Source organism: Nocardiopsis sp. NPDC049922, assembly GCF_040660275.1.
Taxonomy (GTDB): domain Bacteria; phylum Actinomycetota; class Actinomycetes; order Streptosporangiales; family Streptosporangiaceae; genus Nocardiopsis.
Map to the genome: position 1 here is coordinate 99,922 of NZ_JBFAME010000011.1, position 12,942 is coordinate 112,863.

Below are 12,942 nucleotides of genomic sequence, written 5' to 3' on the forward strand. Positions count from 1 at the left end.
CGGACTGAGTACGTAATCGCCCGGTGACACCCCAGAAAGCGCCTGAGTCCGGTGTCCACGAGGACACCGGACTCAGGGCGCCGGGGCGTGCGCGCCTCAGTCGCCATGCCGTGCGCGCACCTCGGCCACGTACTTGGCGGCCAGATCCGGGTTCAGCAGCCACTTCCCGTAATCCGGCGAATAATCCCACCCCTGGATCCAACGGTCCGAGACCTCGCGGTACTTGATGGCGGCGGACAGCAGGTCAAGCATTTCGGGAGGCATGTCGCCCTGGTCCCACCATGTCGAGCACATCTCGGACCACTGCTGGTTGTACAGACCGAATTCCCAGAAGCGATCGAAGGCACCGACCAGGAACTCCTCGTCGAAGGGTCGGTCACCGTGCTCGATGATGGCTTCCAGATAGGCCTTGGCGCACCGCGTGGAGTTGTTCCAGCTCTGACCGACGTACGGGTCCATCGTCACGACCACGTCGGCCATACCCAGGACTCGACCGCCGGAGGGCAGAACCCCCACGGGGTTACGGACCTGGGGCGTCAGATCCTCGATCAGCGTGCTCCTGCGACCGTCGATCAGGACCGCGTCCTTGACGCGCTCGAAGTACTCCGGGGCGTACTGCCGGAGCAGGTCCTTCATACGCCGCAGCTGCTCCTCGGGACCGGGCCGGTCGGGCCACGCGTCCATCGGGCCGCCGCGCCTGTCCACCATGAGCAGGTTGTGGGCCGGCCCGTCCTGCGTGAGGATCGGCATGAAGATGATGTTGCCCGCCTCGGCCGCGGACGCCGCCCAGCTGATGTTCTCCTCGCCGTCCGTGTCCGGCCAGACGTCGTAGACCTGCGCCTGGGCGATCGACCGCGGCCTGGCTCCGGAGAACCTGCTCTCGTCGTAGTCGAAGAGCTGCCCGAGCTCCCCGTGCCCGACGGCGACGATGATCAGTTCGAACATGCGGGTGAAGTAGTCCAGATCCGTGACCGTGACGCCGTGGATCACGACCTTGCCGCCCCGGTCCTCGAAGTACTCCAGCCAGTCGGCCATCTTCACGCGCCTGTCGACGGACACGGTGTAGTCGTTGCCCTCACCGGTCCTGCCGGTGAAGGACATGCACACGCCCTGGCCGGGGTACAGATGCACCTTCTGCTCCCTGATCTGGGGCGACAGGGCACTCCACAGGTCGAGGTCGTGCTCACGCTCGTAGTTCAGGGCCGTCGGGAAGGTGAACTGGGAGATCGACGCCTTCCCGGTACGGATCTCCATCGACGACTGCCCCGTGATCACCGTGACGTCGTAGCCTTCGGTCAGCAGCCCATGGGCCAGGTGCAGACCAGCGTGGCCCGCGCCGACGATAAGGATCTTGCGCATCTGTCGCTAACTTTCCTGGGGAATCTACGGGGGCGGTGGGGTCGCCGGGCGGCTCCCCACCCGTCAGCCGACGGGCTCGCTGGCGCGGTTGTGCTGGAGCGCGTACCGGAGCAGCGTCTTGAGGACGTCGCCGCCGGAGTTGCGCTGGCGGGCGTCGAAGTCGATGATCGGCACCTCGGGACTCACCTCCAACGCCTCGCGGACCTGCTCGGACGTGTAGTCGAGCCGCCCCTCGAACTTGTTCAGCGCGACGATGTAGGGGATGCGCCGGTTCGTCTCGAAGTAGTCGACCGCGTCGAAGGAGTCCGCGAGCCTCCGGCAGTCGACCACGACGACGGCACCGACCGCGCCGCGCACGAGATCGTCCCACATGAACCAGAAGCGCGCCTGCCCGGGCGTGCCGAACATGTACATGACCAGCTCGTCGTCGATGGTGATGCGACCGAAGTCCATCGCGACGGTGGTCGTCGTCTTGTCGGGTGTGATCGAGGTGTCGTCATGGCCGATGCTCGCCTCGGTCATGATCGCCTCAGTCGTGACCGGTGGAATCTCGGAGACCGAGCTCACCAAGGTCGTCTTGCCGGCGCCGAAGCCACCGGCGATGACGATCTTGCTCGACATCTTCTTGCGATTCGACCTGTTGTCACTGGAAAAGTCGTTCGAGACCACGAAGAGCCCTCTCCAGAACCTGGTTTTCCGATGGACTGCTGCCGGTGATGGTCGGGTGGATGTACACGAGGTCCTGCTCGGCCAGATCGCTGACCAGGACCTGGGTGACCCCCAGAGGGATGTTCAGCTCCGCCGACACCTCGGCGAGCGACCGTGTCTCCCGGCACAGTCTGTAGATGTTGATCGACTCCGGCATGAGGGTGCTCGGAGGTTCGTGCCCGGGCTCGGAGGTCGAGACCAGGGTCTGCACCATCAGCGGATGCCGCGACCGCGTCCGCCCGCCCGTGAAGGTGAACGGGCGGACGCGGTTACTCCTTCGCCTGCGGAAGCTCATGTCAGTGGCAACCTTCTCGTGATCCCTGTCGAACCGCTACGGGTCGCCGTGCTCAGTTCTGGATGACTTCGCGCAGTTGCGATCGCAGCTGGGGGGTGAGCACGTGCGCGACGTTCTCCACGAGCTTGGTCATCTGGAACCCGATGAGCTTGAGCTCGCTGCCCGGGGAGGTGAGGACGGCCATGCACGAACCGTCGCTGATGGCCATGATGAACAGGTGGCCCTTGTTGAACCGGACGAGGAGCTGCTCGCACTCGCCGCGCTGGAAGAGCGACGCGCCGCCGACGGCCAGACTGTGCAGGCCGCTGGCGATCGCCGCGAGCTGTTCGGCGTGTTCCTCGGGGAAGTCGCTGGAGTGGGTCAGCACCAGACCGTCGGACGAGACGACCACGGCGTGCTCGACTCCGCGGACGTCCCGGACGAACCGGTCGATGAGCCAGGAGAAGTTCTCAACGCTTTCGTTCACGTGTTCGGTCATCGCTCTACCTGCCTGGGCCGAGGGTCGTTACGGGGGTTCGGGGGGTGCGTGTCGGCACCCGGGGGACGTGCCGGGGAGAGAGGGGGATCACGTGGCCTCTCCGTCCGACGTGTCCTCGAGGGCTTCCCGTTCGCCTTCGAGGAAGTCTCCGAGCTCGTCGCGGATCTGCTCGGCCCGCGCCTCTCCCGTCAGCCTGGGCGGAGCGTCGGACGGCGGCTCGGCCTTCGCGACGTGGTCCGGGGGGGGCATCATCCGCAGCGGCGATCCGTGGGGCGTCGCGCTGCGGCGGGGCAGTCCCGCGGAGGTGACGGCGGAGCTGCCGCCGCCGAGGGGCTTGTGGGCGGAACCGCCGTTCACGCCGTTGGTTCCGGTCACGGGCGGGGTGGCCATGGGGGCCCTGGAGGCCGTCGCCGAGGGCACCGTCGAGGTACGGGCCTGCCCCGGGATCGGGGGCGTGGCCACGCGCAGGAGGTCCTTGGGGATGATGGCGTAGGCGTTGACGCCCCGGAAGGAGCGCGACTCCAGGCGGGCCTCCAGACCGTGCCTGCGCGCGATCCGGCTGGCGACGTACAGACCCATGTGCCGGGGCACCTCCTCGTCGAGGACGGGGGCGCCGGCGAGCCTGCGGTTGAGGTCCACGAGCTGGGACTCGGGGATGCCCACGCCCTCGTCCTCGACCACGATCATGAGTCGGCCGTCGTCGAGCTCCCGAGCGCTGACCACGACCTGGGAGTGCTCGGGCGAGTTGGCGGTGGCGTTGTCCAGCAGCTCGGCGAGCAGGTGGCTGATGTCGTCGGCGGCCATACCGGTGATGGACGTCTGCGGGAGCTTGCCGAGGCGCACCCGAGGGTAGTCCTTGATCTCGGAGGTCGCGGCGCGGGCGACGTCCAGCAGCGGCACGATCTCGTCGTGGGCGTCGGACTCGCCGCCGTCGTGGCCGGTCAGCACCAGGAAGTTCTCCCCGTTGCGCCGCATACGGGTCGCGAGGTTGTCGATCTGGAAGAGCTTGTCGAGGAGGTCGGGGTCCTGGGCGTCGGTCTCCAGTTCCTCGACCGTCTCCAGCAGGGCGTCGACCAGCGACAGGTCGCGCATGGCCAGTCCGGCGAGCGCCTCGTTGAGCAGGCCCTCGCGGTCCGCGGCGCCGATGGGCTCCTCCTGGTCCGCGGCGGCGTCCTCGGCCGCCGCGGCCTCGGATGCCTCGTCCACGGCCGCGGACGCGTCCCGCGCACCCGCCTCGGCGGCGGCCTCCCGCGTGCCGGGGGTCTCCGGTTCGGGGTCGCTCGCGGGCTCGACCCGGTCATCGACCGGAGCGGGGACGCGCGTGCGGTCCTCCGTGTCCGGGCGGTCGGCGTACGTGGCCGGTTCGGCGGTGATCACCTGCGGCGCCTGGCCCGAGGTGAGCACGATGACGTGCTGGACCGGCTGACCGTAGGGCGGGAAGTGGCCGGGGACGACCACCGGCTGTCCCGGATACACGTAGCCGGGCGGCTGGTAGGGCGCCGGGTAGGAGACCACCGGCGGAGCGTAGGCGTAGGCCTGGTACCCGGGCCCGGCCGGGTAGCCGTACGCCCCGTGGAGGGCGAGCTGGTGCCCGGAGTGCGGCTGGTGACCCTGCTCGTGGGCCTGGGGTACGTGCTGTCCCCGGTACCCGGTGTACGCCGAGGGGGCGAACTGCCCCTGGTACGAGGGGAGCCCGTGGGAGGCCTGGGGCCCCTCGTCCCCGACGCGCGCGTCCTGGCCGGGATGCGCCGCGGAGCCCTGAACCGCCTGGTGTACGGGGTTCCCCTGGTACGCCGGGGTCCCCTGCGAGGTCTGGAAACCCGGGAGCCCCTGGTGCGCGACGTGGCCGTGGTCGGTGATGGGCCCCTGGCCGGACTGCTGTGCGGGGGGAGCGAACTGGCCCTGGTACCCCAGGGGCGCCGCAGCGCCCTGAACCGGCTGGTGTACCGGGCTCCCCTGGTACACCGGGGTCCCCTGCACGTGGTACCCGGCATACCCCTGGGCAGCCGCCTGCCCCTGGGCCCCGGGGTACGCCATGGAGCCGTGGTGCGCTGCGGATCCCGGTGCGGGCCGGTGACCATCGTGGGCCGGGGAGTCCTGCTCAGCCCGGGGTCCCTGGCCCTGGTCTCTCCCGGAGTGGGGCCGTGACTGGGCCCCCCGCCCCTGGGGAGCCGGGACCGGGGACGCGTCCCCCTGCGGCGCGGGCGTCGGGCCGCCCTCCCCGGAGGCTTGGGCGCCCCCGGTCGCGGCGGGTGCCTGGTGCGCGTCCTCCCGCGCTCCGGCCGGTTCGGGCGCCGCCCCCGCCGACGAGCCGGGAACCTCGGCCTCGGGCAGGACGGCCTGTGGGCCGGTGGTCGGATCCGGGATCCGGGATCGCGCTGTCCCGTACGGGTTCGGCTGGTCGTCCATGCGCGAACCTCCCTCCAGGGGGTCGGCCCCGTGCTGCCCGGTCGCTGACGCCTGCCGGTCCGGTGCGCCCACGGGATCGGGGGTCGCGGATGCGGTCTGGCCGGTCTCGCCGGTGCGCGGGGGGTGGTCGGCACGCGTGTCGTCGGACCCCTGGTGGGAGGTCCGGTGGGTGGGGGGCTCCGAGGTGTGCCGGGGTGTGTGGGTGTCGCGCTCGGCGTCGGTCGCGGAGCGCGCCGGGGCGGCCGGTTCTCGCCGGTCCTTGGCGGCGGAGTCGGTCGGCCCGGTCTCGGAGCCGGGGGCGGGGCGCGGTGTGGCGCCCGTGGTGGAGTCGTTCATGAGAGGGGAGTTCGGGGTCCTGGGTCGGCCGCGCGGGTCGGGCTCGTCGAGGCCCACGCCGCGCCATTGACCGACCGGGTGGGCGCCGGGGTCGACGTCGTCGACCTCCAGACGCCGAGTGGTGTAGGGGTTCGGGACACTCGTGCGCGTCGCGGGACGGTAGCCCTTCTCCGCCGAGGCGGAGAACGGGCCGACGGGCCGGTCGGACCGTCCGTCCTTGGCCCTGGAGGCGGAACCAGAGGAGTCCTGGCCGCCCTCCCGGTCGGCAGGCCGCGAGTGCGGATGCACGGGCTGATGCACGGGATGTCCTCGCTCGGTCTCCGATGACGGAGGGTCCTGGGACTTGACCATCCGGGAGATGGCCCGGCGGAACCGTCCTCCTCGCCCGTCCTCCGTCGACTTCATCTCGGCCAGGGGGTTGCCATCGCGTTCGTGCGGTGACGGGGCCTGTGCCACAGTCTCGTCTCCTCGCATCAGGTGGGCGGATCGGCGGTGGCCCCGCACCACCGCCCTGACCAGGGAGGTGCCGCCTCGTGGACCGCGCGGGGACCCCGTGGCGACGGGCGTCCCGTACGCCGGGGGAACGCCGGAACGGGATCCACGGCGGAGGGGGCACGCACGATCGGATACCCAGACAAGGAGCGTAACGCCCTATCCGGAGACAAGTATCCACGTCCGACACAATTCCTGTACATCCACCGAGAACCGTCGTTCGGATCGTCAGACTAACAAAGGCCCTGCCGCTTGGCAGGAGAATCCAAGAAGCATCGGAAAAGACCTCTAAGCACCCGTCGCGACGTGCGACAACACAGACTGCGTCATTTTATCCTATAAGTCTTGATTGTCCCAATTGTCACGCTCAAGACCTTCGACACCAGCACTGATTCGTGTGCTCCAAGTCACACAACAAACTGTGGTCACCCGACTCGCATCCGGTACATGAGGGGCGGTGCCGCGCGACCCCGCCCCTCATCCGTCACCGGTCCCCACCGGCGCCCGGGTCACTCCGAGCTGGGAGTCAGGTCGCCCTGGATCAGCGCGAGCATGATGTGGTTGTCCTGGTACATCTGGTTGGCGTCCATGGGGAGCTCGGCGCCGAACCCCCTGACGCGCTCCCCCTCCAGCGCCGGGGCCAGGTACCGGTACGTCCAGATCGGGATCCGCGGGAGCAGCTCGTTGAAGACCGTGGCCATCGTCAGCAGCGTCTCGCGCTGTTCCTCCAGCGAGTCCGCCTGCTTGGCCTCCTCGACGAGCGCCGCCAGGTCCAGCTCTCCCAGCGACGGGCTCTCCACGTCGAGGTCGAAGGACTGCCCCGGTGAGTCCTCGGTTCCGGCGTTCTCCAGCAGGAAGTTCATCTGGAAGGCGCCCCAGTAGTCGGGGATCTCGGGGTTGCCCCAGTGGCGCACCGCCACCTCGAAGTCGCCCGCGCCCCAGATACCCCACGGGTTGTCCGAGGGCACGTTGGTCGCCGTGGTCGGGATCCCGAAGCTGTTCCAGGCCTCCTCGACCTGCGCGGCGGTCAGCTCGAAGTCGCTCCAACCGGAGACGCCGATCACCTCGAAAGCGGCCTCCTCACCACTGGGCAGCCGCCAGGTCCCGCCCTCCAGGGTCCACCCGGCCTCCTCCAGCAGCTCGGTGGCGCGGTCGGGGTCGTACCCGTAGTGGGTGAACCGCCCCAGTTCCTCCTCCGTGAAGATCTCCTCGGCCTGGACGTCGACCATCCCCGCGTAGTACTGGACCCCGCTGTAGGCCTCCCCGCGCGCCACCCGGCCGATCGTGTCGGAGTCGAGGATGTGCGCCAGCGCCTGCCGCACGCGGACGTCCCGGAGCTCGGGCTTGGCCGCGTAGTTGAACATCAGCCCGCAGCCGTCGTAACCGGTGTGCTCCACCCAGCGGAACCCCTCCACGCTCTGGAAGGCCTGCTGGTCGGCGGCGGAGGGGGCCAGCGAGGAGTAGTCGATCTCGCCCTGTTGGAACAGCAGCGCCGCCTGGCGGTTGTCCCCCCGGTGGATCACCACCTCGTCGAATCCGACCTCGGTGCCCCGGAAGCCGTTCTCGTTGCGCACCAGCGTGATACGGGCGTCCGACATCTGGGCCCGGTCGAACATGTACGGCCCGCTGCACACGATCTCGTCCGGGTTGAACTCGATGAACTCGGCGTTGAACTCGGCGTGCTCGTCGTCGCCCTGGCGGACCCCGGAGTTGACCAGTTCGACCGCGCGCGGACCGAAGTCGGCGTAGGTCGCCTTGCTCACGAAGCGGCGTTTGAGGATGCTGCGCTCGATGTTGACGAAGGGGTCGTCGAAGGCCAGCCGGACACTGCGGGAGTCGAGCTGTTCGAGCTCGGTGACCTGGGGGAAGCCGACGGACCACGGAGGCGTCTCCAGGATCGCCATCGCGTAGGTCTGGATGACGTCCTCGGCGTCGAGGTCGCTGCCGTCGCTCCACCGCAGCCCGGGACGCAGCGACACGATGAGGTCGTCCCCGTCCCACTCCGAGCCCTCCAGCAGAAGGTACTCCCACGTGTGCTCGCGCCAGTCGTACATGGCGCCGGTGGTGAGGAACAGGTCCTCGTAGACGGAGTTGAGCAGGAGCGCGCCGTCCTCGACCGCCATGTTGCGGGTGTTGGAGTCCAGGTCGTAGTCGTAGACCCCGGTGAACTGGACGGCGCCCGACGCCTCTCCGCCTCCGGAGCAGGCGGTCAGGGCGCCGGCGCCCGCCGCCCCCGCCGCGCCGAACCCGACCGCCTTGAGCAGTCGGCGGCGGCTGAGGTCCCGCACGAGAGTCTCCGGTGAGGGGGTGGGTCTCATTCTTGTCGCTTCCTTTCCAGTAGGACGGCGAGCAGACCGAGGACGACGACGAGCAGGCCGACACCGACGGTGACGACGCTGATCACGAACTCGGCCGTGCCAGGGGGGTTGAGGAGGGCCGTGAGGGTGCTGGCCAGGGCGAGGAAGGCGCCGACGACGAGGCCGAAGCGGCCGAGGAACGGCATCCGCTCATCCCCTCGTGACGACGTGGCAGGACAGCAGCCGGTCCTCGTGGCGGACCAGCGGCGGGCGCACGGTGTCGCAGCCGCCCGCCTCGTGGAGCGGGCAGCGCGGATGGAAGTCGCACCCGGGCGGCAGGGCGGTCAGGTCCGGGACGTCGGCCGACCGCAGCCGGAACCGCTCACCGCCGTGGGCCAGGTCGGGGTCGGGCTCGCACACCGCCGAGATCAGCGCCCGGGTGTAGGGGTGGCGCGGATCGTCGACGACGCGCGGGGTGGGCCCGTGCTCGACGATCCTGCCCAGGTACATGACCGCGATCTCGCCCTCCCAGGCGAAGTACTTGGCCACGGCCAGGTCGTGGGTGATGAACAGGAAGCCCACCCCGAGTTCGTCCCGGAGCCGCCCGAGGGTGTTGAGCAGGCTGACCCGGATCGACACGTCCAGCATCGACGTGGACTCGTCGGCGATGACCACCTCGGGCCTCATCGCCAGGGCGCGGGCGACGGCGACGCGCTGCCGCTGCCCGCCGGACATCTGGTGCGGGTACGCGTCCAGGTAGTCCTCGGCCGGGGAGAGGTCGACCCGCTCCAGGAGTTCGGCGGCGGCCCCGCGCGCCTCGGCCCGGCCGCGGACCATCCGGTGGCGGCGGAGTCCCGCCGTGACCGTCGACCAGACCGTGCGCACCGGGTTGAGCGAGGCGTAGGGGTCCTGGTGGATGTACTGGACGGAGCGGCGGAACCCGGCGCGCTCCTCCTCGTCCATCGCCGCGACGTCGCGCCCGCGGAAGAGCACGGACCCGCCGGAGGGGGCGGTCAGTCCGGCGGCGGCCCGGGCGGTGGTGGTCTTGCCGCAACCCGACTCGCCGACCAGGCACACCACCGAGCCGGGGCGCACCTCCAGGTCGACGCCGGACACGGCACTGATCCGACCGCGGGGGGTGTCGAACTCCTGCCGCACGCCGCGCAGGCTCAGCACGGGGGACGCGGCGACCTGGCCGCCGCCGTGGACGGACGCCGTTTCGGGTGCGGGCGACGTGCGGGCGGGGTCAGTCACGGATGACCTCCTCGGCGAAGAGTGCGGTGTCGGTCGAGCGCAGGCAGGCCGCGGTGTGGCTGAGCCCCCGGTCGCGCTCGTGGAGCAGCTCCGGTGCGGGCAGCGCCCGGGAGCACCGGTCGAGCGCGTGGGCGCAGCGCGGCGCGAACGCGCACCCGGGCGGCAGGGCGGCCAGGCTGGGCGGGCCGCCGGGCAGGGACCGCGGGACGGTGCGGTCGCCCGAGACGGGGGGCACGGAGCCGATCAGCGCCGCGGTGTAGGGATGGCGCGGCCGGTGGAAGATGTCGCGCGTCGTCCCGGTCTCGATCACCCGCCCGGCGTACATGGTGGCGACGCGGTCGGAGAGCTCCGCGGCCAGGCCGAGGTCGTGGGTGATGAAGACCATCGCGAATCCCAGCCGCTCCCGGAGCTCCGCCAGGCGTTCGACGATGGCGCGCTGGGTGAGCACGTCCAGCGCCGTGGTGGGCTCGTCGAGGATGAGCAGCTGCGGCTCCAGGGCCAGCGCCAGCGCGATGAGGGCGCGCTGGCGCATGCCGCCGGAGAGCTCGTGCGGGTGGGCGCGCAGGACGCGGGCGGGGTCGAGCTGGAGCATCTCCAGCAGTTCGGCGGAGCGTTCCAGGATCCGCGCCCGGGGTCTTCGGCCGCGCCCGTTCTCGTGGGCGCGGAAGGTGTCGGTGAAGTGGTCCTCGATCCGCAGGACGGGGTTGAAGGCGTTCATCGCGCCCTGGAAGACCATCGCGGCCTCGTTCCAGCGGAACCGGCGCAGGTCCTCCCTGCCGAGGGAGCGCACGTCCACGCGCTCGCCGTCCTTGCGGCGGAAGAGGATCCGCCCGGCGCGGACCCGCCCCGTGCGCGGGAGCAGGCGGAGCAGGCCGAGGCCGAGGGTGGTCTTGCCGCAGCCCGACTCCCCCACCAGGGCCAGGGACTGGCCTGGGTACAGGTCGAAGGAGACGTCGCGGACGATCGTGGTCCCGGTCCGCCTACCGGTGCGGTAGCCGATGTCGACTCCGCTGACGGACAGCAGGGCTCCGGACGGGTCGGTGCGGTGGTCGTTCACTGGGATCACCTGTCCCGGAGTCGGGGGTTGAGGGCCTGCTCCAGGGACCGGGTCATGGTGACCAGGCCGATCTGGAAGAGCATGATCATCACCATCGGCGCGACGAGGAAGGGCATGGCCGTGGGCAGCAGGAAGGCGTTGTTGTTCCAGGCCTGCTGGATCATCAGGCCCCAGTTGTCGGCGGTGCTGGGGAGCAGGCCGAGCAGGTACATGCCGACGACCGCGTAGATCGCGTTGGTGATCGCGATGATGAAGTTGACGAAGATGTAGCCCGCCATGTTGGGCATGACCTCGACGAAGAGGATGCGGGCCGTCCCCAGGTCCTGGAGGCGGGCCGCCTCGACGAACTCGCGTTCGCGCAGGGTGAGCACCTGGGCGCGGATGGAGCGCATGAGGTGGGGCCAGGTGACCAGGCCGATGATGAGCGCGACGACGACCGGTGAGGCGGTGCGGTAGAAGGACGCGATGACCAGCATGAGCACGATGAACGGGATGGTCATCGTGATGTCGGTGAGCTGGAGCAGGACGTGGTCGACCCGGCCGCGCACGTACCCGGCGATCCCGCCGAGGACGACGGCGACGGCCACGGTGATGACGGCGGCCAGGACACCGACCCAGATGGGTTCGCGTCCGCCCAGCACGAGCTGGACGAAGGTGTCCTTGCCCTCGTGGTTGGTGCCGAGCCAGTGCTCGGCGTTCATCGGCCCCCAGATGAGGGTGACGTCCGTGGGGTTGTCCGTGTCGACGACCAGCGGTCCGACGAAGGAGAACAGCAGGACGCCGACGACGAGGCAGAGGCCGACGAACCCGCTCGTGCTGTGGGTCAGGCCCCGCCAGATGCTGCCCCAGACGCCGGCGGCGGGGTTCGGCGTGGTGACGGTGGTCATGGTCGCGGCCCTCCCGGGCGTGTGTCGCGCGTGGATCGGTACACGCCCTAGTTCCGGATGCGCGGGTCGAGGCGGCTGTAGAGGAGGTCCGCGACGAGGTTGGCGAGGACCACGCACGAGGTGATGATGACCAGCAGGCCCTGGAGCAGCGGGTAGTCGCGGTAGTTCACCGCGTCCAGGAGGAGGCCGCCCACCCCCTTGTAGACCAGGACCTCCTCGACGAAGATCGCGCCGCCGACGAGGACGCCGAACGAGATCGCGATCTGGGCCACCAGCGGAAGGATGGCGTTGCGCCCGACGTAGGCGGAGGCGATGCGGGTGTCCCGCAACCCCCGGGCCCGGGCGACGGTCACGTAGTCCTCGCTCAGGACCTCGGTGGTGGAGGCCTTCATGATGAGCATCCAGACGCCGATGACGGCGAGGACGTAGGTGAGGATCGGCAGGAGCGCGTGGAGGAAGGCGTCGCCGACGAACTCGGCGGTGAACCCGGGTTCGACCCCGGGGCTGAGCGTCCCGCGCAGGGTGATCGGGTCGAACCAGCCCAGGTACATGCCGCCCCCGGCCACGAGCACCATGGCGATGAGGTAGTTGGGGACGGCGCCGAGCACGGAGGCGACGACGCTGAGCACGTGGTCGAGGAACCGGTTGCGCCAGTAGGCCATGACCATGCCCAGGACGAGGCCCAGGACGATGGCGATGAGGGTGCCGGCGCCGATGCTGAACAGCGTCCAGGGCAGGTAGGCGGCGATCGCCTCCATGACGGTGACGCCGGGCCGGTTGATGGTGTCGCCCAGGTCGAGGGTGACCAGGCCGAGGAGGAAGTCCCACCACTGCTCGTGCAGGGGCGCGTCCACGTCGTAGGCCAGGGAGTACGTGGCGATCGTCCGGGCCTCCTCCATGCTCATCCCGCCCTGGGTGAGCCGTCCGGCCATGACGTCGATCGGGTCTCCGGGCATGGCGCGCCCGAGGAAGAAGGTCACGTTGGCGACCACGAACACGACGGTCACGGCCTTGCGGACCTTGACGACGGCGTAGTGGCGCCAGATCCGGCGCCAGAGGGGGGTGGCCCCTGGTCGGGCGCGTGCGGGTCCGGCGGGCGGCGACGGTGGTGGGGAGGCCGCGGTGTCCGTGGTCACGGGGCTCCTTCGGGCGGGGGGTGAGCCGTGCGGTGGAAACCGTCCATGAATTATTAGGAAAGTTTCCTAATAGAAGATCACCGTAGTTTCCCGCGTGTGTCCCGCGCCACCCTTGTGACCAAACGGCGTCTTCAGCGCGACCCGATCAGGTCCACAAACAACCACATAAGTGGACGTTCGCTCACAAATCAGCCTGTCCACATCCGGCCAACCCACGAGCCCACAACTTTGGTC

General features: G+C 70.0%; 11 protein-coding genes. All 11 read right to left on the reverse strand.

The window, feature by feature from the left end; translation table 11 throughout:
- Positions 1–96: 96 nt before the first annotated feature.
- The 11 genes from AB0I72_RS20705 to AB0I72_RS20755 all read right to left on the reverse strand — a co-directional run bounded on the left by AB0I72_RS20705 (position 97) and on the right by AB0I72_RS20755 (position 12,708).
- Positions 97–1,359 (reverse strand): styrene monooxygenase/indole monooxygenase family protein, encoded by a 1,263-nt coding sequence (locus tag AB0I72_RS20705; protein WP_358571086.1) that lies wholly within the window; start codon positions 1,357–1,359, stop codon positions 97–99.
- A 63-nt stretch (positions 1,360–1,422) separates the two neighbouring features.
- Positions 1,423–1,980: an ATP/GTP-binding protein gene (locus AB0I72_RS20710; protein WP_358571089.1), complete on the reverse strand. Its 558-nt coding sequence runs from the start codon at positions 1,978–1,980 to the stop codon at positions 1,423–1,425.
- 22 nt (positions 1,981–2,002) lie between these two features.
- Complete coding sequence (locus tag AB0I72_RS20715; protein ID WP_075928189.1) at positions 2,003–2,362, reverse strand: DUF742 domain-containing protein; 360 nt, start codon at positions 2,360–2,362, stop codon at positions 2,003–2,005.
- Positions 2,363–2,414: 52 nt separating this feature from the next.
- Positions 2,415–2,840, reverse strand: coding sequence for a roadblock/LC7 domain-containing protein (locus AB0I72_RS20720; RefSeq protein WP_075928190.1), 426 nt, complete (start codon positions 2,838–2,840; stop codon positions 2,415–2,417).
- Between the two features lie 87 nt (positions 2,841–2,927).
- The gene (locus AB0I72_RS20725) at positions 2,928–5,885 is read right to left on the reverse strand and encodes an ATP-binding protein (protein WP_358571093.1); all 2,958 of its coding nucleotides are present in this window, start codon (positions 5,883–5,885) and stop codon (positions 2,928–2,930) included.
- A gap of 701 nt (positions 5,886–6,586) precedes the next feature.
- On the reverse strand, positions 6,587–8,395 hold the full coding sequence (locus AB0I72_RS20730; RefSeq protein WP_358571096.1) for an ABC transporter substrate-binding protein: 1,809 nt from the start codon (positions 8,393–8,395) through the stop codon (positions 6,587–6,589).
- Complete coding sequence (locus AB0I72_RS20735; RefSeq protein WP_358571099.1) at positions 8,392–8,580, reverse strand: hypothetical protein; 189 nt, start codon at positions 8,578–8,580, stop codon at positions 8,392–8,394. The genes AB0I72_RS20730 and AB0I72_RS20735 overlap by 4 nt, the downstream gene beginning before the upstream one ends.
- A gap of 4 nt (positions 8,581–8,584) precedes the next feature.
- Positions 8,585–9,550, reverse strand: a complete 966-nt coding sequence (locus tag AB0I72_RS20740) for an ABC transporter ATP-binding protein (RefSeq protein WP_358571235.1) — start codon at positions 9,548–9,550, stop codon at positions 8,585–8,587.
- Between the two features lie 70 nt (positions 9,551–9,620).
- Entirely contained in the window at positions 9,621–10,685 is a 1,065-nt protein-coding gene (locus AB0I72_RS20745; protein WP_358571102.1) for an ABC transporter ATP-binding protein, read from the reverse strand.
- A 5-nt stretch (positions 10,686–10,690) separates the two neighbouring features.
- Positions 10,691–11,572, reverse strand: coding sequence for an ABC transporter permease (locus tag AB0I72_RS20750; RefSeq protein WP_358571105.1), 882 nt, complete (start codon positions 11,570–11,572; stop codon positions 10,691–10,693).
- A 47-nt stretch (positions 11,573–11,619) separates the two neighbouring features.
- Positions 11,620–12,708 carry an ABC transporter permease gene (locus AB0I72_RS20755; RefSeq protein WP_358571108.1) on the reverse strand — a complete coding sequence of 363 codons (1,089 nt, stop codon included), beginning with the start codon at positions 12,706–12,708 and terminating at the stop codon, positions 11,620–11,622.
- Positions 12,709–12,942: the final 234 nt, after the last annotated feature.

Bases quoted from the DNA above. Each gene is read 5' to 3' on its own strand.
- AB0I72_RS20705 (WP_358571086.1), bottom strand. From the start codon at position 1,359: ATGCGCAAGATCCTTATCGTCGGCGCGGGCCACGCTGGTCTGCACCTG.
- AB0I72_RS20710 (WP_358571089.1), bottom strand. From the start codon at position 1,980: ATGTCGAGCAAGATCGTCATCGCCGGTGGCTTCGGCGCCGGCAAGACG.
- AB0I72_RS20715 (WP_075928189.1), bottom strand. From the start codon at position 2,362: ATGAGCTTCCGCAGGCGAAGGAGTAACCGCGTCCGCCCGTTCACCTTC.
- AB0I72_RS20720 (WP_075928190.1), bottom strand. From the start codon at position 2,840: ATGACCGAACACGTGAACGAAAGCGTTGAGAACTTCTCCTGGCTCATC.
- AB0I72_RS20730 (WP_358571096.1), bottom strand. From the start codon at position 8,395: ATGAGACCCACCCCCTCACCGGAGACTCTCGTGCGGGACCTCAGCCGC.
- AB0I72_RS20735 (WP_358571099.1), bottom strand. From the start codon at position 8,580: ATGCCGTTCCTCGGCCGCTTCGGCCTCGTCGTCGGCGCCTTCCTCGCC.
- AB0I72_RS20750 (WP_358571105.1), bottom strand. From the start codon at position 11,572: ATGACCACCGTCACCACGCCGAACCCCGCCGCCGGCGTCTGGGGCAGC.